Annotated in this window: 28 protein-coding genes and 1 tRNA gene; 4 read left to right on the forward strand and 25 right to left on the reverse strand. The window is 43.1% G+C overall.

Features of this window, described 5'->3' with window-relative positions:
• Positions 1–18: 18 nt before the first annotated feature.
• The 4 genes from ACQKNS_RS16810 to ACQKNS_RS16825 all read right to left on the reverse strand — a co-directional run bounded on the left by ACQKNS_RS16810 (position 19) and on the right by ACQKNS_RS16825 (position 3176).
• Positions 19–1053 carry a sugar-binding transcriptional regulator gene (locus tag ACQKNS_RS16810; RefSeq protein WP_427644473.1) on the reverse strand — a complete coding sequence of 345 codons (1035 nt, stop codon included), beginning with the start codon at positions 1051–1053 and terminating at the stop codon, positions 19–21.
• Positions 1054–1192: 139 nt separating this feature from the next.
• On the reverse strand, positions 1193–1435 hold the full coding sequence (locus ACQKNS_RS16815) for a glutaredoxin family protein (protein WP_427644474.1): 243 nt from the start codon (positions 1433–1435) through the stop codon (positions 1193–1195).
• Between the two features lie 14 nt (positions 1436–1449).
• Positions 1450–2787, reverse strand: coding sequence for an RNA polymerase factor sigma-54 (gene rpoN / locus ACQKNS_RS16820; RefSeq protein ID WP_427644475.1), 1338 nt, complete (start codon positions 2785–2787; stop codon positions 1450–1452).
• Positions 2788–3104: 317 nt separating this feature from the next.
• A tRNA-Arg gene (locus tag ACQKNS_RS16825) sits at positions 3105–3176 on the reverse strand.
• Positions 3177–3465: 289 nt separating this feature from the next.
• Here ACQKNS_RS16825 and clpP point away from each other — a divergent pair.
• Entirely contained in the window at positions 3466–4074 is a 609-nt protein-coding gene (gene clpP, locus ACQKNS_RS16830; protein ID WP_063233960.1) for an ATP-dependent Clp endopeptidase proteolytic subunit ClpP, read from the forward strand.
• A 95-nt stretch (positions 4075–4169) separates the two neighbouring features.
• On the opposite strand, the gene ACQKNS_RS16835 is transcribed toward clpP, so the two are convergent.
• The 15 genes from ACQKNS_RS16835 to ACQKNS_RS16905 all read right to left on the reverse strand — a co-directional run bounded on the left by ACQKNS_RS16835 (position 4170) and on the right by ACQKNS_RS16905 (position 17892).
• Positions 4170–4427: an HPr family phosphocarrier protein gene (locus tag ACQKNS_RS16835; protein ID WP_048688029.1), complete on the reverse strand. Its 258-nt coding sequence runs from the start codon at positions 4425–4427 to the stop codon at positions 4170–4172.
• A 20-nt stretch (positions 4428–4447) separates the two neighbouring features.
• On the reverse strand, positions 4448–5401 hold the full coding sequence (gene whiA, locus ACQKNS_RS16840; RefSeq protein WP_427644476.1) for a DNA-binding protein WhiA: 954 nt from the start codon (positions 5399–5401) through the stop codon (positions 4448–4450).
• Positions 5402–5468: 67 nt separating this feature from the next.
• Positions 5469–6455, reverse strand: coding sequence for a gluconeogenesis factor YvcK family protein (locus ACQKNS_RS16845; protein ID WP_427644477.1), 987 nt, complete (start codon positions 6453–6455; stop codon positions 5469–5471).
• The gene (gene rapZ / locus ACQKNS_RS16850; protein ID WP_427644478.1) at positions 6445–7344 is read right to left on the reverse strand and encodes an RNase adapter RapZ; all 900 of its coding nucleotides are present in this window, start codon (positions 7342–7344) and stop codon (positions 6445–6447) included. The genes ACQKNS_RS16845 and rapZ overlap by 11 nt, the downstream gene beginning before the upstream one ends.
• A 42-nt stretch (positions 7345–7386) precedes the next feature.
• Entirely contained in the window at positions 7387–7845 is a 459-nt protein-coding gene (locus ACQKNS_RS16855; RefSeq protein WP_063233957.1) for an NUDIX hydrolase, read from the reverse strand.
• A 517-nt stretch (positions 7846–8362) separates the two neighbouring features.
• Positions 8363–9310 (reverse strand): thioredoxin-disulfide reductase, encoded by a 948-nt coding sequence (gene trxB, locus ACQKNS_RS16860; RefSeq protein ID WP_427644479.1) that lies wholly within the window; start codon positions 9308–9310, stop codon positions 8363–8365.
• Between the two features lie 103 nt (positions 9311–9413).
• Positions 9414–10916, reverse strand: coding sequence for a tetratricopeptide repeat protein (locus tag ACQKNS_RS16865; protein ID WP_427644480.1), 1503 nt, complete (start codon positions 10914–10916; stop codon positions 9414–9416).
• 414 nt (positions 10917–11330) lie between these two features.
• Complete coding sequence (hisIE, locus tag ACQKNS_RS16870; protein WP_427644481.1) at positions 11331–11987, reverse strand: bifunctional phosphoribosyl-AMP cyclohydrolase/phosphoribosyl-ATP diphosphatase HisIE; 657 nt, start codon at positions 11985–11987, stop codon at positions 11331–11333.
• A complete protein-coding gene (gene hisF, locus ACQKNS_RS16875) occupies positions 11984–12742 on the reverse strand; it encodes an imidazole glycerol phosphate synthase subunit HisF (RefSeq protein ID WP_427644482.1) in 759 nt (252 codons plus the stop codon). Before hisF ends, hisIE begins: the two co-directional genes overlap by 4 nt.
• Complete coding sequence (hisA, locus tag ACQKNS_RS16880) at positions 12743–13477, reverse strand: 1-(5-phosphoribosyl)-5-[(5-phosphoribosylamino)methylideneamino]imidazole-4-carboxamide isomerase (protein ID WP_427644483.1); 735 nt, start codon at positions 13475–13477, stop codon at positions 12743–12745.
• Positions 13474–14106 (reverse strand): imidazole glycerol phosphate synthase subunit HisH, encoded by a 633-nt coding sequence (gene hisH / locus ACQKNS_RS16885; protein ID WP_427644484.1) that lies wholly within the window; start codon positions 14104–14106, stop codon positions 13474–13476. Before hisH ends, hisA begins: the two co-directional genes overlap by 4 nt.
• Positions 14107–14694, reverse strand: coding sequence for an imidazoleglycerol-phosphate dehydratase HisB (hisB, locus tag ACQKNS_RS16890; RefSeq protein WP_427644485.1), 588 nt, complete (start codon positions 14692–14694; stop codon positions 14107–14109). It abuts the gene before it with no gap.
• A gap of 78 nt (positions 14695–14772) precedes the next feature.
• The gene (gene hisD, locus ACQKNS_RS16895; RefSeq protein ID WP_427644486.1) at positions 14773–16059 is read right to left on the reverse strand and encodes a histidinol dehydrogenase; all 1287 of its coding nucleotides are present in this window, start codon (positions 16057–16059) and stop codon (positions 14773–14775) included.
• A gap of 26 nt (positions 16060–16085) precedes the next feature.
• On the reverse strand, positions 16086–16715 hold the full coding sequence (gene hisG / locus ACQKNS_RS16900; RefSeq protein ID WP_427644487.1) for an ATP phosphoribosyltransferase: 630 nt from the start codon (positions 16713–16715) through the stop codon (positions 16086–16088).
• On the reverse strand, positions 16708–17892 hold the full coding sequence (locus tag ACQKNS_RS16905; RefSeq protein ID WP_427644488.1) for an ATP phosphoribosyltransferase regulatory subunit: 1185 nt from the start codon (positions 17890–17892) through the stop codon (positions 16708–16710). Before ACQKNS_RS16905 ends, hisG begins: the two co-directional genes overlap by 8 nt.
• Positions 17893–18372: 480 nt before the next feature.
• Between ACQKNS_RS16905 and ACQKNS_RS16910 the strand changes: the two genes are divergently transcribed.
• The 3 genes from ACQKNS_RS16910 (at position 18373) to ACQKNS_RS16920 (ending at position 20286) form a co-directional block, all read left to right on the forward strand.
• Complete coding sequence (locus ACQKNS_RS16910; RefSeq protein ID WP_427644489.1) at positions 18373–19428, forward strand: processed acidic surface protein; 1056 nt, start codon at positions 18373–18375, stop codon at positions 19426–19428.
• Between the two features lies 1 nt (position 19429).
• Positions 19430–20068, forward strand: coding sequence for a class D sortase (locus ACQKNS_RS16915; protein ID WP_427644490.1), 639 nt, complete (start codon positions 19430–19432; stop codon positions 20066–20068).
• A gap of 74 nt (positions 20069–20142) precedes the next feature.
• Entirely contained in the window at positions 20143–20286 is a 144-nt protein-coding gene (locus tag ACQKNS_RS16920) for a hypothetical protein (protein ID WP_427644491.1), read from the forward strand.
• 35 nt (positions 20287–20321) lie between these two features.
• On the opposite strand, the gene ACQKNS_RS16925 is transcribed toward ACQKNS_RS16920, so the two are convergent.
• The 6 genes from ACQKNS_RS16925 to ACQKNS_RS16950 form a co-directional block, all read right to left on the reverse strand.
• Positions 20322–20840, reverse strand: a complete 519-nt coding sequence (locus tag ACQKNS_RS16925; RefSeq protein ID WP_427644492.1) for an acyltransferase — start codon at positions 20838–20840, stop codon at positions 20322–20324.
• Positions 20837–21505, reverse strand: coding sequence for a pyrophosphatase PpaX (ppaX, locus tag ACQKNS_RS16930; protein WP_427644493.1), 669 nt, complete (start codon positions 21503–21505; stop codon positions 20837–20839). Before ppaX ends, ACQKNS_RS16925 begins: the two co-directional genes overlap by 4 nt.
• On the reverse strand, positions 21495–22439 hold the full coding sequence (locus ACQKNS_RS16935; protein WP_427644494.1) for a nucleoside recognition domain-containing protein: 945 nt from the start codon (positions 22437–22439) through the stop codon (positions 21495–21497). Before ACQKNS_RS16935 ends, ppaX begins: the two co-directional genes overlap by 11 nt.
• A gap of 27 nt (positions 22440–22466) precedes the next feature.
• Positions 22467–23279 (reverse strand): prolipoprotein diacylglyceryl transferase, encoded by an 813-nt coding sequence (gene lgt, locus ACQKNS_RS16940; protein ID WP_427644495.1) that lies wholly within the window; start codon positions 23277–23279, stop codon positions 22467–22469.
• A gap of 26 nt (positions 23280–23305) precedes the next feature.
• Positions 23306–24241, reverse strand: a complete 936-nt coding sequence (gene hprK, locus ACQKNS_RS16945; RefSeq protein ID WP_427644496.1) for an HPr(Ser) kinase/phosphatase — start codon at positions 24239–24241, stop codon at positions 23306–23308.
• A 422-nt stretch (positions 24242–24663) separates the two neighbouring features.
• The gene (locus ACQKNS_RS16950; RefSeq protein ID WP_427644497.1) at positions 24664–25764 is read right to left on the reverse strand and encodes a DUF4097 family beta strand repeat-containing protein; all 1101 of its coding nucleotides are present in this window, start codon (positions 25762–25764) and stop codon (positions 24664–24666) included.
• Positions 25765–25938 lie beyond the last annotated feature (174 nt).

Below are 25938 nucleotides of genomic sequence, written 5' to 3' on the forward strand. Positions count from 1 at the left end.
TTTAAGTTCGCAAATATATTAAGGGGTGTAATTCCCCTGAATTAACTCTTGTGCCGCCGCTTCATCCGTGATCAAAACGGTTGATGAAGGCGCGCCCTTCATGTAGGAACGGATAGCCTTTGCTTTAGTTTTGCCGCCTGCCACAGTTATCACTCGCTTTTCAGGGCTAAGATCATCTAACTGGATGCCGACCGTCAGAACTTTATGAACAACTTTGCCGTTTTCATCGTAGTAATAACCGAATGCCTCTCCTACAGCATTTCCATCTAACAGCTTCTTTAACATTTCTGGCGAAGAATTTCTTCTCTCTGCCATCGCCATGGCATCACCGATTCCATGAATGATCATATCGGCAGATTTGATTTGGGAAATCACTTCTTTAATTGCAGGCTCCTTCTGAAACGAAGCATAAACCTCACCGCTTAACTGATCGGGTACATATAACACTCTGTATGAGGCCTGTGCCTTCTGTGCCATTTTTTCGACAATCGTATTGGCCTGATTCTGCACAGCTTCACCTATTCCCCCGCGGGCAGGGACAAATAGCAATTTCTTTGACGCTTCATCAGGTGACAACGAATTAGCCACTTCGGCCATTGTTGATCCGCCAGTAACCGCAATGATATTCTTTGAGTTCCATTCCCGTTTCATACGGTTTGCACAAGCTTTACCCAATTCTTTTTTCACCCATGGGGTCTCATCACAATTTCCTGAGACGATAATGACCTCATCCACTTGTAACAAATCCTGCAATTGCCGTTCCATTATGTCTATACCCATTACTTCACGCATTATTCCTTCTAACTTATCCAGGATTTCCATCCCTTCATCAGTCAGCGTCATGCCAGAGCTGAAAATGTTAACCAGGTTCTGACTTTTCAGAAAATCAACCTCGCCCCTAAGCGTCCGCTCTGTCAAATTAAGGCTCACGGACAGACTGCGCCTCCCAACCGGCTGCATCATTTTGATATAACGCAGGATATCATATCTTTTTTGCATAACCAGAAGGAAATCTGGCAATAATTTTCTTTGTACCTCGAGTAATGTACGCATATTTAAAACTCCTAAAAAGTTAAGTTGGACATTTTATGTCCCTCGTAGTCATTTTCTGTCCCACTTAAAACAAAAAAATATTCCTGCTACATATTTTATTCTAGCAGGAACGGAATGTTTCTTCAAATGATTTGAAAAATTATTTTTCCAAAAGCCTATTTAGAGCTGATTTATCAACGTTTCCGAATTGAACGATATCATCTTTCCATTCTATGACAGGAATCATCAGCCCGAATTTCTCTAGCAGATCATCATCTGTATGGATATCGATTTCCTTATATCCTATGCCTGACTCTGCCTTCACTTCTTCAAGCACCTGCTTGGCTTTATCACATAACGGGCATTTATCCCTACTATATAAAACAAACGCATTTGATTCCAAACCACTCATCCTTTTCAATCATATCTTTTTCGTTTAGATGAAGAAGGTATCCCTAATTGTTCCCGGTATTTGGCAACGGTTCGGCGTGCCAGGATAATCCCATGCTCCTTTTTCAACCGTTCCGCCAGGTCTTGATCCGAAAGCGGCTTTTGTTTATTTTCCCCATTGATGGCTGCCTGCAGGCTCTTCTTTGCCTGCATGCCCGACATATCCTCATCAAGGCCGACTGACTGTAAAGAAGTGGTGAAAAATATCCGCATCTCTATCGTGCCAAATGGTGTCTGCACGTATTTCCCTTTAACCGCCCGGCTAACCGTGGACTCATGTATTCCAAGTTCGTCAGCTATTTCTTTCATCGTCATCGGCTTCAAATAGTTCAGGCCATGATGAAAGCACGCCGGCTGTTTTTCGACGATGCACTGAATGACCTTCAATATCGTTTCCTTTCTTTGTTGAATCCCCCTGGAGATCCATTGGTATTCCTGCCACTTATCCTGGATAAACCGTTGAACTCCCTGATCCTTATGGCTCTTCATTCGGTTCAAATACCCTTTATCCACATTAAGATTCGGTGTGTTACCATCATAATTCCCTACAAGCAGCATGCCATCCCGAACTTCCACTACCACATCCGGCACTATATAAGAAGGCTTTTCCTGAAAAAAGAGTGAAGCCGGACGCGGGTTCAACGTCTGGACATAATCAAAGACTTCTTGGATCTCCTTCATTGTAACACCGATCTTCTTACTTAAGTCTTTCCAGCGCTTTTCAGCAAAATCGAGGAAATGATTTTCCATGATCGATTCCGCCAGCAGGTTCTCCCCTTCTGCTTTCACCTGAAGCAAAAGGCACTCTTGAAGGTTTCTCGCCCCAATGCCATGCGGCTCGAGTTCCTGTAAAATCGAGAGACTCTCTTCCAAAATGGACCGGGATATGCCTGGGACACATATATCATCCAGCTGGGTCCTCAAGTAACCGTTTTCATCAAGGTTGTGAATCAATAGAAGCATTGCCTTCTGCTGCTCACCTGAAAACTGCTGGTGATTCACCTGGGACATGATATGCTGTTCAAGCGATAAGGTATCTTCACTGATCTGTTCAATCCAATAGTTGGCATCATACGTATTTTTAAGGGTCCGTTTACCCTTTTTCCGGTCAAAAGTTGGCTGAAATAAAGAAGATGTTGGCTGATCTATGGACAGTAATGGATTCTCCACCATTTTATTTTCTAAAAAAGCCGATAGCTCCTGCGAGGAGTATTGCAGCAATGTAATAGCTTGCATAAGCTCCTGGGTCATCGCCATCTTTAATGTTTGCTGTTGAAAAAGTCCTGCTTTCATATTCATACTCATCGATTCATCCCTCCCCACTCCATTTTACATTATCAGGAGAAAATTCTACACAAAAACCCATGAAAACGCTTACGATTTTTTTCTGAATAGTTTATTTGTTTTAAATACTATATGTTAGAAATGCAAATTAAACAACTACTTTTATTGAAAATTCACCATTTTTCAATAGTGTGGGCGAATATTTTCAAGACAGGAATGACATGACAGAATCCGATGGAATATTACGGAAAACGAGCGAATTCACCAAAAATCTTAGGGATCAGCCTAAAAATGGCCCAATAAAAAATCCCCCGCTTTATTAAGCAGGAGATTGGTAATGCCCTCGGCAGGAATCGAACCTGCATTTCAAGCTTCGGAGGCTTGCGTTCTATCCGTTGCACTACGAGGGCGTAATAGAAAATATTTTTTCAACAGATTTCATTATATGATAGAATCCCCTTCTTTGCAAGGGTTATCAGGTTTAAAACTTTGACTTTTGGGTATTATGGGTAATGTGGAAATTCATCCCTGTGCGGCATAATAGATAAAGCAATCTATCGGGAAGGAGCCTTAGCCAGAAAATTGTCGAACAAATTATCCATTATAGGGTTTGTTTTGTTTGACCTAAATTGACCAAAAAGTGTATCATACATACATAAAGAATTTAAATGATTCTCTTAATCGAAGGAGGAAATGAACATGAATTTAATTCCTACAGTTATCGAACAAACAAGTCGTGGGGAGCGTGCCTACGATATTTACTCCCGTTTATTAAAAGACCGGATCATTATGCTAGGAAGTGCAATTGACGATAATGTTTCCAACTCCATTGTTGCTCAATTACTATTTTTAGAAGCGGAAAATCCTGAAAAAGATATCACCCTATACATCAACAGCCCTGGCGGAAGCATCACTTCCGGTATGGCCATTTATGATACTATGCAATATATCAAACCTAATGTATCCACAGTATGCATCGGTATGGCCGCTTCCATGGGCGCTTTCCTATTGGCTGCAGGTGAAAAAGGCAAACGTTATGCGTTGCCAAACAGTGAAGTCATGATTCACCAACCGCTTGGAGGAGCTCAAGGACAAGCTACCGAAATTGAAATTGCTGCCCGCCGTATCCTTCACTTGAAAGATAAACTGAACCAGATCCTGGCAGAACGTACTGGTCAACCTATTGAAGTCCTTCAAAGAGATACGGAACGTGATAACTTCATGACTTCCGAAAGAGCTCTTGAATATGGCTTGATTGACAAAGTCATCACGCGCAGCATCCTTGATGACAAAAAAGACTCTAAATAATTATCAACAATAGGCTCCGAAGATCGCTTCAAGCGACTTCCGGAGCCTTTTTTACATTAATAAAAAAAGGATGCACTTTAAGGCATCCTTTTCTATTAACCCTCTTGCTGAACGAACTCTTCCAATGCCTCTAACGCTTCTTTTTCGTCGCGTCCTTCGACGATTAACTTCACGGACACGCCAGAACTGATGGCAAGGCTCATTAATCCCATTATACTTTTTGCATTCACTTTCTTTCCTTCTTTTTCAAGAAAGACATCTGAATGAAAGCGGTTAGCTTCTTGTACAAAAAGAGCTGCCGGCCGTGCTTGCAAACCCGTCTTCAATTTTACCTCAACTTGTTTTTCCACCATCTTGATCTCCCCTGTTAGCTTTATTTTTTCGCAGCAATAGCCTCTCCCCCACGGAGCCTGTCAGCTATTTCATCAATTTTTCTTAATCGGTGATTAATCCCGGACTTACTGATGGTTCCCCCGGATACCATTTCCCCAAGTTCCTTTAGGGTTATATCCTGAAACGCTATCCTAAGTTCGGCGATTTCCCGAAGTTTATCCGGTAAAATGCTTAGTCCTACCGTATCCTCGATATAATGGATATTTTCGACCTGGCGCAATGATGCCCCGATCGTTTTGTTCAAGTTGGCTGTTTCACAATTCACAAGCCGGTTTACTGAATTGCGCATATCACGTACAATCCGTACATCCTCGAACCTTAATAAAGCTGAATGGGCGCCAACTATACTTAAAAACTCGGCAATTTTTTCGGCTTCCTTCAAATAAATGATGTACCCTTTCTTGCGTTCAAGCGTCTTGGCCTTCAAGCCAAACTTATTCATTAACTCACAAAGGGCATCATTGTGCTCTTTATAAAGTGAGAAAATCTCGAGATGATAGGAAGACGTTTCCGGATTATTTACTGAACCCCCTGCAAGAAATGCACCTCTCAGGTAAGAACGCTTACAGCATTTCTTCCCAACAATAGTATCGGATATATCATGGAGGATTTCAAAGCCATCACCTAAAATTTCCAAGTCCGTTAAAACCGGCTGTCCCCCGGATGACATCCTGACGATATATACATTATTCTTTTTAAGTTTCATCTTTTTACGGACCAACAGCTCGACCTGGACTTCATAACTTTTTTTCAGCAGCGTATAGATCCTTCTGGCAATCGCAGCATTCTCGGTTTGAATATCCACCACAAGCTTCCGATTAGAAAATGAAAGGGATCCGTTCATCCGGATAAGCGCGCATAATTCCGCTTTTCCGCAGCAATCCTTTCCCTCTAATGTAGTAAGCTCTTTTTTCGTTTCTGAAGCAAAAGACATCCATTTCACCCCCAATCGAACGCAAGTAATCTATTTTTATCAATCAAAAAAACGTCCCCGCTTATATCTACGGAATGATGGGGCTTTTAGTTTCATTTACAAGCATATTATAAAGCAAATCAGCCACTTTTTTCGTGTCATGGCGTATTACATTCCCCTCATAGCTGAAAATGCGTTCCTGAATGATTTCAAGACCCATCCGTTTTAAACTTTCCACATCATACATGACCGGTTTGGCATATTCAGCTTGGTAGCGTTGCTGAATCTCGGTTGGTATTTCCTCATTATTAACAAGTATCCTGTCAATGTATGCATTCCCCATATGGTCATATATCGCTTTTATATGATCGCTCGCACTATAATCCAGCGTCTCGCCGGCTTGTGTCATCAAATTGCAAATGTACACCTTCTTAGCCTTGGAACGGGCAACCTCTTCTCCTAGGCCAGGGACAAGTAAGTTAGGCAGAATGCTAGTATATAGGCTTCCTGGACCTATGACAATAAGATCTGCCTGCTTGATTTCCTGGAGAGTTTCACTGAGCGGCTTTATATGATGAGGAGACAGAAAGACTTTCTTTATTTTCTTTCCTGAGAAGGGGATCTTGGATTCTCCTGTAACAATCGTTCCGTCATCCATCTCCGCATGGAGAACCACACTTTGGTTGGCAGCCGGAAGCACTTTACCGCGGACATTAAGGAATTTACTCATTTCCTGGATCGCATGGACGAAATCGCCTGTCAACGAGGTCATTGCCGCCAGTATCAAATTCCCCAGCGAATGCCCGGACAACTCATTTTTGCTCTGAAAGCGATGTTGAAACATTTGTTCAACAAGGGGCTCTACATCCGATAACGCAGCCAGCACGTTACGGATATCACCCGGAGCGGGGATATCCATATCCTCGCGAAGGCGGCCAGAACTGCCACCATCATCAGCTACCGTAACGATCGCGGTTATATCCACTGGATGCTTCTTCAACCCTCTCAACAAAACGGGAAGGCCGGTTCCCCCTCCAACGATCACAACCTTAGGTTGTTTCTTATTATTTAACATCTGCTTTCCCCTTACTTTTTTCGATATCGCGATGTGATACTTGAACCCTGTAATCCTTTTTGAAGTGGTTAGAAATATACTCCGTCAACGCTACTGAACGGTGCTGACCGCCTGTACATCCAATCGCAACAACAAGCTGTGCCTTCCCTTCACGTTTATAATAAGGAAGCATGAATGCAAGCAGATCGGTCACTTTTTCCAAGAATTTTTGCGTCTCACTCCATTTTAAAACGTAACTCGACACTTCCTGTTCCAAACCAGTCCTTGGCCTCATATGATCAATATAATATGGATTTGGCAGGAAACGTACGTCAAACACAAGGTCGGCATCTATGGGCAGGCCATGCTTGAACCCGAATGACATGACATTGACTGTAAAGCCGACACTTTTATCGGCAGAAAATTCCGAAGCGATTTTCTCCCTCAATTCGCGCGGTTTCAGCTGGGAAGTATTAAAGATCAATTGAGCCCTTCCCTTCAATTCGTCCAACAGTTCCCGTTCCATTTTAATGCCTTCCAATGGCCGTCCCAATGGAGCAAGCGGGTGGGTCCTTCTCGTTTCCTTATATCTGCGTACCAAAGAATCATCATCAGCTTCTAGAAAAAGGATTCTTGGTGATACTGCAGCTGTATCCGTTAAATCATCGAGTGCAAGAAATAAGGAATCAAAAAACTCCCTCCCCCTTAAATCCATGACAAGGGCCACTTTATTCATCTTATTCCCGGAGTCCTTCATTAACTCCAAAAACTTTGGCAATAGCGTGGGCGGCAAATTATCGACGCAAAAAAAGCCGAGGTCTTCAAAACTTTGAACCGCCACTGTCTTGCCTGCTCCGGACATTCCGGTAATGATGACCAATTGCGTTTCACTCATCTGCCCTGTACTCATAGTTTCTCCGCCCCCATGTATATCTTTTTTTATATTTAAAAATCAACCTGGATCCAATCGGTAAGATAGCAGCTTAAATTCAGGCGTATAGGTAAATGTTCCATAGATGATCCCACTTCCATGAACCATATAGTCCAGGATGTGAAAATCACCTTCAGCCATCATCAGCTTTTTAACATCTTCAACCGGATGCCAGCTAAGTTCCCCTTCTTCACAAACATCCACATTTACACCATCGGAATCCGTTGCAAAGAAAGTGAACATCATCCATTCTGACAAAACTTTATCTCCGTCCTTCATAATGAAGGTGAAAATGCCTTTGATGGAAGGGTTTTTTAAATAAACGCCCGTTTCTTCGCGATATTCCCTAATGCAAGCATCGCGTACAGATTCCCCAGGTTCCATCTTGCCGCCTGGAGCTACCCACCATCCGCGTCTAGGCTTTTTCAATAAGAGGATTTGATTATCTTTGATCAATACACAGTTTGTGACACGTTGCACGTTCTTCACCTCAATTGGCTCTGCTCGACTATAGAAACCATATCCTTAAACCGCCGCTAGATATCCATTTGGCGATTTACAAATGCTAATAGTTCAAACAAGTTGTATTTTTCATCTTCTTACCATTATGAAAGATTATGTTTAGTATATCTTATCATTATACTATTTTTGAAATGAGCTAACAATAAAGTAAACTTCCTGCATTGGGGGAATATTCATCCGCAAGGAATCAATAGGAAGCCTTTATCCTGCTTAACTCCTATTCTTCTCCACTTTCGCTGCCTAAATGCAAAGGGATGGCTTACTTCACTTTAAAAATCATTTAAAAACAACCTAAAAATTGGAACAAAAGATATGGTCTCAAAGCAGGAAAACAAAAAAAAGACACAGAAACTCTATCTGTGTCCTTAACGTTTATAATTAAAGGGGGTCAACTTCTACCCATACTATACCCAATTATTATTTCACGCATGTTACAACGCCATTAAAACGGAATTACGATTGTATATTATTGTAATTAAGCCTTTGGCTGTAATTTTTCTTGAAGTTCCTCTACAAAATGCTGAGCGGATTGAGCGGCAATGCTTCCATCGCCTGTAGCTGTAACGATTTGGCGCAATGTTTTTTCACGAACGTCACCAGCAGCAAAAATACCAGGCACGCGTGTTTCCATCCGATCATTCGTTTCAATATAGCCTGTGGAATTCAAGATGCCCAAGTCCTCAAATGGTTTAGTTAGCGGAAGCATTCCGATATAAATGAATACACCGTCTGCGTCCATCACTGTCTCTTCCCCAGTTTCAGTGGAAACTAAAGTGACACCGCCGACTTTGCCGCCATTTTCATTAATTTCCTTCAAAGTATGATTCCAGATGAAGTTAATTTTCTCATTGGCAAATGCACGATCTTGAAGAATCTTTTGAGCGCGAAGTTCATCACGTCTGTGAACGATCGTCACTTTTGAAGCAAAACGGGTTAAGTACACACCCTCTTCAACAGCAGAGTCTCCGCCGCCGATAACGAACAGTTCTTTTTGCTTGAAGAAAGCACCATCACAAACTGCACAATACGATACACCGCGGCCGCCCAATTCTTTTTCGCCAGGAACGCCGATTTTCTTGTATTCGGCACCAGATGAAATGATGATTGAACGTGCTTTGAATTCCTTGGAACCGGCTTTGATCGTTTTATACTCTTCACCGTCAATGATTTCCTTAACATCCCCATAGGCATACTCCGCACCGAATTTCTTTGCATGATCAAACATTTTCGTTGAAAGTTCAGGTCCGAGTATCGTGTCAAATCCAGGATAATTTTCCACTTCCTCAGTATTGGCCATTTGACCGCCAGGCACTCCGCGCTCTAACATCAATGTTGAAAGGTTCGCACGTGATGTATAGACAGCCGCCGTCATCCCTGCAGGACCAGCTCCAATAATAACAACGTCATAAATTTTTTCAGACATGTTTTCACTCCTCCATATTCCATTAAAAATGGAATCTTCACTACGGTTAGTGTTCCCTACCTATTATCCTATATAACAAATAATTTTTCGTCCAAATATCTGCTCATCCCAGTAAGTTTTGAACCAGTTTTACGTACTTCGATAAGGTGGACACCGATATGAAATGTTTGTCTGCGATTGCCTGTTTGCTCGCCTTCTCATCTTTAAGCTGATTCCACACATACTCCACCGCAGAAGCCCAGCCTGCTGGATTATTTAACTTCTGTTCGGAATTCACCGCTTCGATGAAAACGGAAAACCACATTAAATAGAGGCCTGCTTCATTTAATTGAATCGGTTGGAAATGCCGATATAATAACTCAGCTGTGCGATCGGCAAAATCAATTGGTGTTAATTGGCGATCTTTAGCAGGAACTTGAACAAGTTCGGCATAATCACGTTCCAAATCAGTGAAATTTTGATTTAGGTTGAGGACCTGGTTTTTCAATAGCTTCTGTTTATGAACCGAATGTTTCAGAAGGAAAATGGCAAACAGCCTTTCTTCGATGAATTCACTTTCCAGCCTTTTTATAATAGAAGGAAAATGATGTTCAAAACCATCTGATGTTGAATTCATATCTCCCCAAGGCTCCATGCCTTCTTTTTCCGGATTCATTTCCACGACCTTTTTCCATGCCTTTTTGGCAGCATGTTCATGGCCTAAATGGTACGCGGAAATGGTAAGCCAATAGTAGAAGGTTCCATCTCCCTCGAACCCTTGCTTTTGGAGTCCTTTCAGCCAATTATATGCAGAAGCATAGTTTCCGATCAAAGCGAAGGTCGCTCCAAGCTTGAAACGATGTTCGGATAGCATCGGCCGAATTTTCTCCAACATCTGTATAAGCTCTTCAACTTTTGCTTCATCCTGTTGATAATGATGAAAAACAACAAGGTTACAAAGCGCATGTAGGTTTCCCGGACTTTTTTCCAGTACCTCATCAAGTGTTTCAAAAGCTTCATTTACTTGACCAAGATAGAAATAGGCTAGTGCCAGGTTATTATAAGCGGACCAGTAATCCTCATACTCGGCAATCGTTTCTTTCAGGACTTCGATTGCCTTCGGAAAATTGCCTGATTCCAGGTACTCACGGGCTTGTTCCTGTTTGGTAATGAGCCCATCATGCTTAAACGGGTTTTCTTCCGACTCATCCGACTCAAAAGTTATCAGTTCAAGCAAATCCTCTGCGTCATCGCTGAACTCCCCGTCTTCTTCTTTATCAAGATAAGCACTGGCGTGACGGTAGGCCTCCTTGAACATGCCTAAGTGGGCATAATTATTCGCGAGGAAGTAATGACATTCTGACATATAGGGATCCATTACATCCAAGATATTCTCCAATAGGTTGTTTGAATAATTATATTCACCGATTTCCGAGCAGGTGATTGCCAATTGACAGGCTATCATCGGTTCAGCAGGTTCAAGTTCCAGGGCACGTTCCAGGTATTTTTTTGATTTAGGTAACTCTCGTCTATGATAAGCTTTTAAACCCTTGGTGAAATAATACTCACCTGTTGGGTGAAAAGTTAGAATTTTTGCCTGTTGGCCAAATTTAGAGTCTTTACTCATGTAATCCTCCATCTTCAAGTTGATTAACCATAGTATTATAACATATTGAAGAAAATTTGCCGAACAATTCAAGAAAATGGAAAACGATAATCACCATGCTTTCTTTAAGAAAAAATCGAATGATATCCCTGGTCAAATGGGAATGTCATACTTACAAAAAAAGCCCTCCTATTGACGGAAGGGCATAGTTAGTTGATAAAAGGGGTTGGAAATATCTCTTTAATCAATGATGGTCCCGAACAAAGCAACACCTTCATGTCTCAGGCAGGATTCACCAAAATTAGTAGCAGTAGTTGATTGAAGAGGAAATCAACTTCCAAATTGAACAAGCCATAAAAAAAACTGAAGACAAACGTGATATTCATCGAGTTTGTCTTCAGTCAGAGCCCTTCAATGGACGGAGGGCAATCCCATTCATTCGGTTTCTTTCGGTTCGTCTTTATCGGCATGTCTAGCCTTCAATACATCAAGCACAGCTTGGAAAGGCAACTCCTGCTCCCGAAGAAGAACGAATAAGTGATAGAGGAGATCTGCACTTTCCATCGAAAGTTCCTCTGCATCCCGGTTCTTGGCCGCAATGATCACTTCTGCCGCTTCTTCACCGACTTTTTTCAGGATCTTATCGACGCCCTTATCGAATAGGTAGGTAGTATATGAACCTTCAGGCATATCCGATTTTCTTTTTTCAATCAACCTTTCCAATTCCGTCAGGAAAGTCACATTCGCCTTCACTTCTTGTCCGGCTTCACTGTTTCGGTAAATCGTTTCACTAAAACAGCTTGTTGCCCCTGTATGGCACGCAGGACCTGCAGGAACGACCCGAACGACCAAAGCATCTTGATCGCAGTCATACTTCATTTCGATGATTTTCTGAGTATTGCCGCTGGTTGCCCCTTTATGCCATAATTCATTGCGCGAACGGCTGAAAAAGACCGTTTCACCTTTTTCAATCGACAATTGCAGTGATTCTTGGTTCATGTAAGCAAGTGTCAGCACTTCGCCGGTTCCTGCATCTTGAATAATTGCCGGTATCAGGCCTTTTTCGTCGTATTTAATAGTTTCAAGATTCATCGTACAACCACTCCTTGTTGTTTGAGAAACGCTTTGACTTCTTTGACGGATGTTTCTTTATAATGAAAAATCGATGCGGCTAATGCTGCGTCGGCTTTACCTTCTTGGAAGGCTTCCTGGAAATGCTCGGCGTTACCAGCACCGCCTGAGGCGATGACCGGCACTGAAACGGCTTCGGATACCGCTTTTGTCAAAGCGATATTAAACCCTTTTTTCTCGCCGTCACAATCCATGCTTGTCAATAAAATTTCACCTGCACCGCGGGTTACGGCTTCCTTCGCCCACTCGGTCACTTCCCATTCAGTCGGTTTCCGACCGCCGTGGGTATATACACGCCATGACCCAAGCTCTTCTTCATATCGGGCGTCTATGGCGACAACGATACATTGGGAACCAAAATAATCAGCACCTTCATTGATTAGATCAGGGCGCAGAATGGCTGCTGTATTTAAAGATACTTTATCGGCACCGGCCCGTAAGATCCTCTTCATATCGGCCAATGAATTAATGCCGCCGCCCACAGTGAACGGGATTGCCAAGCTGCCCGCTACCGCTTGAACGACGTCGACGATTGTTTCCCTGCCTTCATGTGATGCGGAAATATCCAGGAAGACAAGCTCATCGGCACCTTCCTGGTCGTAAAAGGAGGCAAGTTCGACCGGATCCCCAGCATCCCTAAGGGAAACAAATTGTATACCTTTGACTACGCGCCCATCCTTTACATCGAGACATGGAATAATTCGTTTAGTGAGCATTTAACCACGCACCTTTTCTAGTGCTTCTTCTACAGTAAAGCGATTGGTATAAAGCGCCTTGCCAATGATTGCCCCTGCAATGCCTTGGGCTTCATACTCTTTGAGGGTGACAAGGTCTTCGAGTGAACTAATGCCTCCCGAAGCGATCACGTTTTTACCAGTTGCCTCCGCCATGGCCAATATCCCTTTCACATTCGGGCCTGAAAGCATGCCATCCGTCGCGATATCAGTCACGATAAAGGTTTCAGCACCAGCATCGGCCAGTAATTTGCCAAGATCTATCGCAAGGGTTCCAGAAGTTTGAAGCCAACCATGAGTGGCTACCCTGCCATCTTTCGCATCAATCCCGATTGCGATATGACTTCCATATTTCCTGATCATATCTTTAGTGAAATCAGGGTCTGAAACGGCCGTGCTGCCTAAAATGACACGTTCCACTCCATTATCCAGGTAATGGGCTATATCCCGTTCCGTACGGATGCCGCCGCCGATTTGAATGCGGGCCCCTAACTCACTTGCAGCTTTTATTACGTATGAATCATTGATGCGCACTCCTTCTTTAGCGCCGTCAAGGTCGACCATGTGTATCCATGCGGCCCCTTGGTCTGCAAAGCTTTTAGCCATATCGAAGGGGGAATCGCCATAAACGGTTTCCTGATTGTAATCTCCCTGGATTAAGCGGACGCACTTGCCTCCGCGCATATCAATCGCCGGATAAATAGTAAAGTTGCTCATGCTTCTTCCTTCCCTTCTACTAATGACAGATAATTTCTCAAGAGTGACATGCCCATCTTCCCGCTTTTTTCCGGATGGAACTGCATGCCGAAAACATTCCCTTTACCGACGATCGCCGGCACTTCCACATCATACGTCGCCGAAGCCGTAACGAATGATTCATCCGTATCGACGTAGTAAGAATGGACGAAATAAACATGTTCCCCTTCCAGTCCCTCATTCACTGGTGACGCCTGTTTAAATTCAAGACGATTCCAGCCCATGTGCGGCACTTTATAAACCTGGTCATTCGCATCCACCCCTTTGAAACGAACGACTTTACCTGGGATGAGGGATAATCCTTTTGCAGGTCCATTTTCCTCACTTTCATCAAAGAGAAGCTGCATACCAAGGCAGATGCCTAAAAGATACCCCCCGCCTGCTGCATATTCCTTCAGGAATTCATCAAGCTTTTGTTTTTCCAGGAGACTCATGGCATCCCTGAAAGAGCCAACACCGGGAAGTATGATCCCATTCGACTTAGAAAGTTCTTTTGGGTCATCGGAAATGAATGAATCGGCACCAAGGCGCTCCAGCCCTTTACTTACGGAAAATAAATTCCCCATGCCATAATCGACGATCCCGATCATTTACAACATTCCTTTCGTCGAAGGGATGCCTTTGACACGCGGATCGATGGTCGTAGCTTCGTCCAATGCACGTCCAAGCGCCTTGAATACCGCTTCGATCATATGGTGTGTGTTGTGTCCGTAATGAACGACCACATGCAGATTCATCCTGGCTTCAAGAGCGAATTTCCAAAGAAACTCATGTACCAGTTCAGTATCGAAAGTACCGACCTTTTGCGAAGGAAACTCAGCCCGGAACTCCAGGTGCGGACGATTGCTTAAGTCGATGACAACTTGGGCGAGTGCTTCATCCATAGGTACGAAAGCATTTCCGTAACGCTTTATCCCGCGCTTGTCTCCGAGGGCCTCCAATAACGTCTGCCCCAAACAAATGCCAATATCTTCAGTTGTATGATGATCATCCACGTCTGTATCTCCGTTTGCATCTACAGTCAAATCAAACTTTCCGTGTTTCGTGAACAAATCCAGCATATGCGTCATGAACGGAACGCCCGTCTTAATGGAGGAATTACCTTCCCCATCCACACCAAACTTCAAGCTTATTTCCGTTTCATTCGTCTTTCGCTCCACACTAGCAAAACGTTCCATTACAACTCCTCCTCAATTCCCAAGATGTAAAAGCATGTCAAAAATCTTTATATCAATTATTTCACTTATTTTAATAATTCAGGACTTTTTCCCGGATTCATTCACACCACGTGATTCAATGGCACGGGCGTGAGCCTCGAGTCCCTCCATCCGGGCAAATGCGGCAATTTTCCCTGCATTTTTACGGAAGGCTGTTTCACTATACATGATGACGCTCGATTTCTTTTGGAAATCATCCACATTCAGCGGGCTGGAAAAACGGGCCGTTCCATTTGTAGGCAACACATGATTGGGGCCTGCAAAGTAATCCCCGACAGGCTCCGAACTAAAGCGGCCAATGAAGATTGCCCCGGCATGACGGATTTTAGCCATGATTTCAAGTGCATCTTTAGCCACAATTTCCAAATGTTCCGGTGCAAGTTCATTGATCGCTTCAACAGCCTCTGCCATATTCCCGCATACTACGATTCGTCCATAATCCCTTATGGATGCTGCGGCAATATCATGGCGTGGAAGCAACGCCACCTGCTTGGTCACCTCTGCTGCCACTTCTTCTGCAAGAGACGTTGACGTCGTCACCAAAACGCTGCATGCCCGGGCATCATGCTCCGCCTGTGATAGCAAGTCTGCCGCAACTTCTGCGGCGATGGCTGATTCGTCCGCCAAAATCGCTATTTCACTTGGACCTGCTATCATATCAATGGCAACATCGCCGAATACTTCGCGCTTCGCTAATGCCACATAAATATTTCCCGGACCCACTATTTTATCCACTTTCTTAATTGTTTCCGTCCCATAGGCAAGAGCAGCTATGGCCTGGGCCCCGCCAACTTTATAGATTTCCTTAACCCCGGCAATTTTGGCAGCCGCCAATACCGCTGGTGATAATTTCCCGTCTTTTCCTGGTGGGGAAACCATAACGATCCGTTCCACTCCTGCGGCCTTTGCAGGCAACGCATTCATCAATACTGACGAAGGATATGCCGCTGTGCCTCCAGGTACATATATACCTACAGCATCAAGAGGGGTCAATTTTTGTCCTAGCATCGTTCCCGTTTCATCAGTCGTAAACCATGAATTTCGAACTTGTTTCTCGTGAAACATTCGAATATTATTAGCAGCTCCTTGAATAATATCAAGCTGCTCAGCATTTAAGGCCGCCGTCGCTTCTTCCATTTCCCGTTCCGAAACAAGTAATTCGCCTGGACTGACACCATCGAAACGTTCGGTATAGGTATGTAAAGCGGCGTTTCCGCTTTTCCTGACATCGTAAATAATATCCTGAACCGCTTTCCTTTGATCGGCAGTACCTGCTTCAACCGAGCGTTTCAGTGAAATCCCTTCAGCAAACCGTTCTATTTTCATACCTTCACCTCATTAGCGATTCTTTACTATTCAATAATTTCTGCTAGCCGTTCCACGATTTCGGTAATCCTTGCTTCTTTAATTCGATAGCTGACAGGGTTCGCTACCAGCCTCGAAGTCACATTGGCGATTTTTGCATATTCCACAAGACCATTTTCCTTCAATGTCCGTCCCGTTGAAACGATATCGACGATTCGTTCAGCTAAACCGATTAACGGTGCTAACTCAATAGACCCATTCAACTTAATGATCTCGACTTGCTCCCCCTGCTCACGAAAATAACTGGAAGCAACGTTCGGATATTTACTCGCTATTTTTGGGGCGATGTCACTTATTTTCGTACCAGGCAATCCAGCTACAGCCAAGTAACAGGCACTGATTTTCAAATCAAGTAACTCATAGACATCACGTTCTTCTTCCAACATGACATCCTTCCCTGCAATTCCAATGTCAGCGACGCCATGTTCCACATATGTTACGACGTCCATCGGTTTTGCCAAAATGAACCGCAGGTTTTCCTCTTCCACTTCAAGGATCAATTTCCGGGAATCATCAAACTCGGGAGGGAGACGAAAACCGGCCCTTCTTAACAGCTCTGCCGCTTCTTCAAATATTCTCCCTTTCGGCATGGCAATCGTTAAAAAGCTACTATTCATCTTTTCCATTCCCCCCATTCCCTACGAATAAATGAACTTCAGAAAATGTCCGTGTAAAAGCATCGACATTTTGGACGACCGTAATATCTTGAATCGTTACCGGCTTTCCTTCGGAGCGTTTTTTTCTTGCAAATTGTATGGCTTCCAATCTTCGTTCGGGACTGAACAAAATGCATTCTGGCGCTACAGGCTGAATCGGCTCCCCAAGAGCTTCTGCTAGACGGTCCACCCTGATTGCAAAACCCGTGGCCGAAGCATTCCAGCCGAATTTCGAAAGCAGATTATCATACCTGCCGCCATTGCCGATTGGCGACCCCACTTGTCCGGCATACACTTCAAATAAAGTTCCCGTGTAATAACTCATATGACTGACCAATGTTAAGTCGAAGCTCACATATTGTTCAACGTCAAATTCTTTCAGCTGCGCAGACAATTCCTTCAGTTCAGCCAAAGAATCTTGCCCTTTATTATTCTCAACCAACCCTAGCGCATTGTTCAGGGTTTCTTCACTGCCCCTTAATGAGGTAAATTCGATAAGCCGTTGTTTATCAATGGATGAAAGCGGCAGGGATTTAACATGCTCGCGATAACCGACATAATTTTTTTCATATAAAAACTTTCTTAATACAGAGGCTCTCTCCTCCGTACCTAGAATGCTTAAGAAAAATTCTTGCAGAAATCCGATATGTCCAATGGAAATCTTAAATTCCTGAAGCCCTGCAGCCTTTAGAGCATCCGCAAGCAGGGCAATCATTTCAGCATCGGCACTTATCGACTTATTACCGATACATTCAATGCCAATCTGTTCGAATTCTGCCGGCCTGCCTCCTTCGCGCTGCTGTGCGCGGTATACATTCGCGGAATAGGCAAGGCGAAGCGGAATTTGCTGTTTTAACAGTTTGGATGCTGCTACCCGTGCAATGGGAGCTGTCATCTCGGGACGGAGTACCAGTGTATGCCCCTGGGAATCGAGAAGTTTAAACAACTGTTGGTCCAATATTGCCGAAGCATCGCCAATTGTTTCATAATATTCCAAAGCAGGCGTTTCAATAAATTGATAGCCCCACTTCTTGATTTCATCACTCATTTTATTTCTGGCCGACACTTTCGTTTCATACAGCACCGGCAGTGTATCTCTCATGCCTAACGGTTTTTCAAACATAAATGGCTTTGTCACGACTGCACATCCTTTTGAAATTTTGATTAATTCCTATATCCAATCGGTCTGCTTATAGGCAAAAACCGATGCACCCATTCCTAATTTTGTTTATCCCTTTTATCTTTCCAAGGTTTCACGCTTAAATCCAAATTTCGGATAACATATAAAAATAGTATCAAATAAATTGACATAATAATATAAATAATCACAATAATCGACCAAACACTTTAGTTCGCTAATATGGTAGCAAGATGAAGTTACTAATAGTTTACCCCTGCCCCCACCTAACGTCAAGGAAAATATGCCTAATCTCATTCATGGCGGTTTTCGATATTCTTCATGATCGGTTTAAGTCCAAACGGAAGGAGTATACCTTTTTAACCGAATATTTCTTCCTATTTTTAACCAATCACTGTTATTAATGTATACCTTTTGGTTTAGCTGTTTTATAATGTTTAGGAGTTTGGTAATATTAGATAATTTTAGGGGGATATGGGAATGAAGAAATATTTTTCGTTTTTTTTGGCACTTATCGTTCTTTTTTCACTGGGTTTAAGCGGAACGAAGGGTTTTGCGGCAACTAAGATCAACCAGGACGAGCTTAATGCATACCTTTCTGAAGTTAGAATGACGCAAGAAGAATTGGAAGAGTATTTATCCTATTACGACATATCATTGGATGAACTGAAATCGGTAGAAGAGCTGCGTGATACATTAGGACCGACCGTCACTCCTGAGACCATACAGAATCTACTTAAACAATATGGAATGACAGAAGCTGAACTTACGGAATTATTAATAGAATACGGCGAACTGGAAGAGGGGGATTCCATCATCGATACCTTCCATTTCATTTACGACATTGAGGATATCATCGATTTAGCAATGGATGATGAGGAAGAGATGGAATATGATGAGGAAGAGATCATCGATCTAATGGATGGTCTTTTTACTGAGATCGGCCTTACAGATGAAGAGATGGACAGATTCATGAACCACCTTTTACCTATCGTCGAAGACCCTTCTTTTGAAGCTCGTTTAATGGCAATCTCCGATAGGATGGATCAACTCGAGTATTTTGAAACAATTGATGAATTATCTGCTGAACAAGTGGCAGAATTGCTTTCCATATATAATGATCTTCAAAGCTTGCTGCAAATTCAATTCAAATTCTCCTTAATTCAGGATGGTGTCACGACAAACCTATCCCTTGAGGCTTTATTCCAACTTAAGGAAATGACGAATGCCAGTTTACTAGTTTCCATTTACGATTTAAACGGCAACTTTTTGCTCGATTTTACATTGACAGGTGAAATGATCGGTTCCGATTTAGTGAAAGAAACCGGCAATGACATTAAACAGTCCACTGAGGTCATTTCTAAAGTGGTTGAGGTAAAAAAGGAAAAGAAAAAACCGACAAAACCTGAACATAAGACGGAAAAAGGCGGAGTGCTTCCTAAAACGGCCGGTAATTACTTATTCGGTACTTTAATCGGTTTAGTGTTGATGGGGATCGCTTTCGGATTAATCAGAAAAGCGAGACTCACTAATTAAAATGCGCAAAAATAGGCAATCCAGACATAAGAAAAAAACGTTACTTATCACTGCTGTTTGCATTTTAACCTTAGGTTTATATATTACAACGACAAATGCCTATACGCTGTTAAAGGGCTATGCCCTGTATAAATGGAATGAATCTGACACAACGGAAGCGACGGCTAAGCTCCCCGAACCGAAGACGAAAGCTGATATTCCCAATGGGCCTGAACTTTATGAAGAACGACCGGAGACAGGTGATTTGATGGGTGAGCTTCATATTCCAAAAATCGAGGCAACACTTCCAATTTATCATGGAACGGACGAAGATGAACTCGAAAAGGGCGTCGGCCATTATGCGGGGTCCGTCCTCCCCGGTGAAAAGGATAATTCCGTTTTATCAGGCCACCGAGATACAATTTTCAGAGATCTAGGTGAAGTCGGCAAGGGTGATTTGCTGATTGCCAAGACAGAAGCAGGTACGTTTACATATAAAGTGAGGAAGGTTCGCATCGTCGATGCAGATGACCGTACCGTGATCGTTCCCAAGCCTAAAGCTACACTTACAGTAACAACCTGCTATCCTTTTTCATATATTGGCAGTGCACCGGAACGATACGTACTGGTTGCCGATTTAATGAAATCGGAGAAAAAGTAAATGAAATACGGGGCAGAAGTTGTTCTGCCCCGCTTTCATAAATCTTTAATAGATGATAGGAGGACAAGTTCAACATGGATAAAGAGGCACAGCAAAGGTTTTTTCAAATTTTAAAAGAAACGTATGAAGCAACGGTGAACCAGGAAAATGCATCAATCGACGAAGTGATAGAGCATCTAAAGAATGAACTGACTCCGTTATACCCGAAATATCATTAAAAAGGACTTGCCGCATATATGGGCAAGTCCTTTTTTCATAAAGAAGTTTGCTGCTCTCTCACAAGCATTTCCTCTTTGGTATATATGATTTTCATTGGATTTCCCCCGACGAAAGCTCCCTCCGGAACATCCTTATGGACAAGCGTCCCCGCAGAGACAATCGCCCCATTACCAATTGAAAGTCCTGGAAGAATGGTCGAATTGGCTCCGATCAATACTTCATCACCAATGACTACATCTCCTAAACGATATTCATGAATCAAATATTCATGAGCAAGAATCGTTGTATTATAGCCAATGACAGTATTCATTCCAACTGATATTTTTTCCGGAAACATCACATCCGGCATGACCATCAGGGCAAATGAAGTATGCTTTCCTACTTTCATATGTAAAAAAGTCCTGTATAGCCAATTCTTCATTCCCAGAAATGGCGTATAACGCGCTAGCTGTATCACCACAAAATTCTTTACGACTTTCCAGAATGGAACGGTCTTATAAACATGCCATAGTGAATTAGCCCCTTCAACCGGATATCGGGACGTGCGTCTCATTTTCTGGCCTCCATGGGTTTTGCAACCTCAACGATATTCAATAAATCCGCCATCTGCTCAAGCATATAATCTGGGTGATAACTTTCCAAGAATTCACGGCCTTTAATGGACCATGAGACTCCTGCCGTTTTTGTACCTGTATTTTTACCGCCCAAAATATCATGATAGCTGTCGCCAATCATGATCGCTTCTTCAGGAACCGAACCAAGTTGATTTAAAGCTTTTACCAAAGGCTCTGGGTCCGGTTTTGCCTTTTCCACTTCATCCAGTGTGACCACCACTTCAAAGAATTGATCCAGTTTGCTTAAACGCAGTCCTTTTTCGACGACATCACGCCTCTTTGTCGTAACGACTGCCAATTTATAACCGCTCTGCTTCAACGTTTGAACCGTTTCGAACACCCCGTCAAATTGTGTGACAAGCAAATCATGGTTCCTCCAATTATGCTCCCGGTAGTAAGCGATCATTTCATCCACTTGTTTTGGATCAATGGAGGAGAAAGTATCGAACAAAGTCGGTCCGATAAATGGAATGATATCTTCCCGATTGTACTTTCCGGGACAAAAGTGGTTTAAAGTTTCCGTAAAAGAGGCGATGATCAATTCATTCGTATTGATCAACGTCCCATCAAGATCAAATAATAATGTAGTTATGTTACTGTTCATATACAGCTTCCTTTCTCTGTACCCTGTCAGTCCGATTCCATATATACGCAACGGCCATCGTTAAAACAACGGCAGTGAGTAGCCGAATGATCAACAACGGCAAGACCGGAATCCCCAGCGGAATAAAAATCAGTGTATCTTCTACAACAGCATGGCAGGCAACTAAAAAGATGAACGCAATCGTCATATCCTTTTTCGAAACATTATCTTCTTTAGCGGCTTGAATCATTACGCCTGCCCCATATGCCAAACCGAGAGTCAGGCCTGTAACGAAAGGCATGGAAGCATTCGGCTTCATCCCCAGGACCTTCATGAAGGGAGCAAGGGCTTTCGAGAAGGCTTCCAGCCATTTTAAATCTTTCATGATTTGAACCGCAACCATGAGCGGAATAACGATGACCGCCAACTGAACGATTCCTGAAAGGGCCTGGAGGACACCATGTAAGAGGATTGCACCTGCTCCGTTAATCTCTGCAGCCTCACCGATAGCCACTCCTTGGGCCATTTCAGATCCGCCCTGCCAGACAAGATTGATGACGATCGCTGATAAAAGCGCAAGTCCGATCCGAACTGTTAAGATGATCCACAGCTTGACACCGGTTTTCATCGCCACACCCGACTCGATCAATAAATTATGTGAAAAAGATAGCATCATAGCAATAATAAAGACTTCTTTCACAGTCAAATCAAGTGTTAATATGCCAGCGATCGCCGCGTATAAATTCAGGAAATTCCCTAACACAAGCGGAATTGCCGCATCCCCTGGAAGACCTATGAGATTCATCAAAGGCGCAATCAAGTTAATGATGAATGGCAATACTGGCGTATATTGAAGCACAGTGACGATCAAAGTGACTGGAAATATCACTTTCCCCAAAGACCAAGTTGTATTCAAGCCTGAAAGAAGTCCCTTTTTAACTGAATCCACTATCACTATGCCCTCTCCCTTTACACATATTCCCTATGCATCTAAATATCTTTTGTTTGCATGCCCGCGGACCCTTCTATAGACCACTAAAGCAATCGCTACAACGACCAGCACAATCGAGATCACTTGGGCGATACGCAGTGACTCCGTCAGCATCAAACTATCCGTCCGCAATCCTTCAATGTAGAAACGGCCGATGGAATACCATAATACATAGGTTAAAAATAGTTCCCCCCTGCGTAAGTTCACTTTCCGCAAGCTTAAGAGAATAATGACACCCGCGATATTCCAAATCGATTCATACAAAAAGGTCGGGTGATAGTACGTACCGTTTATGTACATTTGATTTATGATGAATTCAGGCAAATGCATATTTTCCAGGAATGACCTTGTTATTTCCCCGCCATGCGCTTCCTGATTCATGAAATTACCCCAACGGCCAATCGCCTGCCCCAACAATAAGCTCGGTGCAGCAATATCCGCCAGCTTCCAAAATGACACTTTCTTGACCTTGGCAAAAACGATGGCAGTCAGCACCGATCCAATCAACGCACCATGTATGGCAATTCCGCCATTCCATATTTTTATGATATCCCCCGGATTTTGTGAATAGTACTCCCATTGGAAGATCACATAATAAATACGGGCACTAATGATCGCGATTGGGACAGCAAACAAAATCATATCCGTAAATATTTCCTTATCAAGACCTCTGCGCTCTGATTCCCTCAAAGCGATAATAAGACCCAATAACACACCGAAACCGATGATTAGTCCATACCAATGTACCTGGATCGGACCAAGATCTATCGCGATTGGATTCAGCGGCTGTATTCCTTGTTCCATTTTGTCCCCTCTTTTCCTATAACCTTTTAAAATTCATCATGTTCCGGATCTGCAATGGCATGGTTCAAGCGGTCTGAAAACTGTTCCGCAGCATTTACTCCCATTCGTTTCAGGCGGTAGTTCATCGCTGCCACTTCAATGATAACAGCTAAATTTCGCCCTGGACGGACAGGTACGGTAATTTTCGTCACTTCCGTATCGATGATTTTCATTTTTTCTTCATCAAGTCCAACCCTGTCATACTGCTTGTTTTTTTCCCATAGTTCCAGATTGATGACGATTGAAATCTTTTTGTTGCTCCGGACTGCACCAGCTCCAAAAAGTGTCATTACATTAATGATTCCCAACCCTCTTATTTCAAGAAGATGTTCGATTAAATCCGGGGCATTCCCCACTAGCGTATCTTGGTCTTCCTGCCTGATTTCCACGCAGTCATCGGCTACAAGACGATGTCCCCGTTTCACCAATTCCAGGGCTGTCTCACTTTTACCGACTCCGCTTTTCCCGGTGATCAACACGCCTAACCCATAGATATCCACCAATACACCATGAACAGCAGTAGTTGGTGCCAACCTGCTTTCAAGGAAATTGGTCAGACGGCTGTATAACCTTGTTGTCTTCATATTGGATCTCATCACAGGAACGGATTCCCGCTCAGAAGCTTCGATCAATTCTATCGGCACTTCCTGACCACGCGTAATGATGATGCCTGGAGTAAAGTCCCTGCACAACTCTTCCATCCTCTGTATTCGCTCCGGTTCATTTAACCGATTGAAAAAGGACATCTCCGTCATACCTAAAAGCTGTACTCGATCCGCGGGATAATAATCAAAAAAACCGGCTATTTCAAGTCCCGGACGAGATAAATCACTCGTGACTATCGGTCGGTTAATTCCTTCTTCCCCACTGATAAGTTCTAGGCCGAACGCTTCTAATATATCCTTTGTACGGACTTTTGCCATATATCTTTCCTCCTTTTGGAGCGTTGCTATTTTTCGAGATACTTTTTCTATTTTAGCATTTTTCTGTTAATAACCAAACTAAGCATTATCGATTTACTGTTTTTTTATTCACTGCACCCGGATGATGACAGCGGGAAGGTCTCCGTGAACAGGAAGCGATGAGATGAAAATGTATACACCATAAGAAAGCCTGCAAGTTTATATGGGAGGGCTCACTTTATAGACAAAAGGGTCAACGGCTGATTGGAGCAAGTGTGCGAGACTCCTGCGGGAAAGGCGCAACTAGCGGAGACCACGCATGCTGAAAGCGAAATTAACATCCACATTGTACAAGCCAGAAAAAAATGTAGGCAAACCTCGGTTTTCACCAAAGTTTGCCTACATTCTGAGCTGCAGTTATATCAGCGGGCTTTCTTTTTTCCTCAGGAAACGGTTATCGCTGCAGTCTTGGTTTCTGCAAAAACATGAAGCACAGGAACCTCTTCCTTAACCGTCTTAAACTTAAGAACCTTCTGAACCACATCACTTTTCTCTTCGATGATGGTCATCCCTTCCAAAGTTACATTAAAGCTTCCTAAATTTGATTTCAGCTCTCCTTCGATCGCCTTCCCTGGCGGCAGGGTCAGCTGGACCTTTCCAGTGATTGACTTAGCATGGATCGAATCGCAATCCATCCCGGAATTCGTACAGATGATTTCCCCATTGAAGGTTTGGACATCCAATTTCTTGAAGTATCCATCGGCATTAATCGCTCCATTCAAGGTCTCAGCTTCCAAGTCATTAAAGTTGGTATCGGAAATGGTGATCGTTCCGTTTCCTGTTTCAAGCTCACACGAATCCCCCGTACCCTGCATGATATGAATGGCACCATTCGCCGTCTTCGCTTTAAGGTTCTCTGATTTCAATGATTCGGTCGTGATAGCGCCATTGAACATCCTTACATGGATATCTTCATATTCCTTCCTTGGAATGTACATGATCGTATCAACCTTTATGGATTTTTCACGAACCTTGAACCTCAATTTCCCATTTTCAATCGTGAAATCTACTTCTTCCAAAAAGCTCTTCCTGGCTTCTTCTATATCTTCCACACGGTATACCTTGGCTTCGCATTCAACCCGGACATCATTATGGTCCCATGCGGCGATTTTTATTTTCCCATTTGCTATATCCACATCGACTTCATTAAGAAAATCATGATCATGCTGGAAAATATGACGAACCTCCACAGATTTCCCGAAATTGAAATCAAGGTCCGTCTCTTTGATTTTCTTAAAAGCACTTTCAACGAAATCCATAATCTTTTCTTTCGATGACTGGATATTCTTCTTAAACGTATCCTGAGTGCTTCCCTCGCTTTTCTTATCCACGACTACCGTCGATAATTCATTTTGCAATTTCTGCTCCTTAGCTTCACTTTCCTGACTGGCTTTATCTAATTCTTCCAATAATCCCATGGCTTCTTCCGCTGATAGCTTTCCACCCTGAACCATTTCCAAGATTTTCTTTCTTTCCTCCTGCATGAACATTCCTCACTTTCTTCTATCATTTTATTCATACATACGCCCAGATATCTAAAAAGTTTCATAAATACCATTTTTCCCATCATTCGACAAAGGGAAATGACAATTTCCGAAAAGGAAGATGTATGATTTCCCCGGAAATATCTTGTTTTCCGATTCTTTAATCAAATGATT

The organism is Peribacillus sp. NPDC094092 (assembly GCF_050279365.1).
Lineage (GTDB): Bacteria > Bacillota > Bacilli > Bacillales > DSM-1321 > Peribacillus.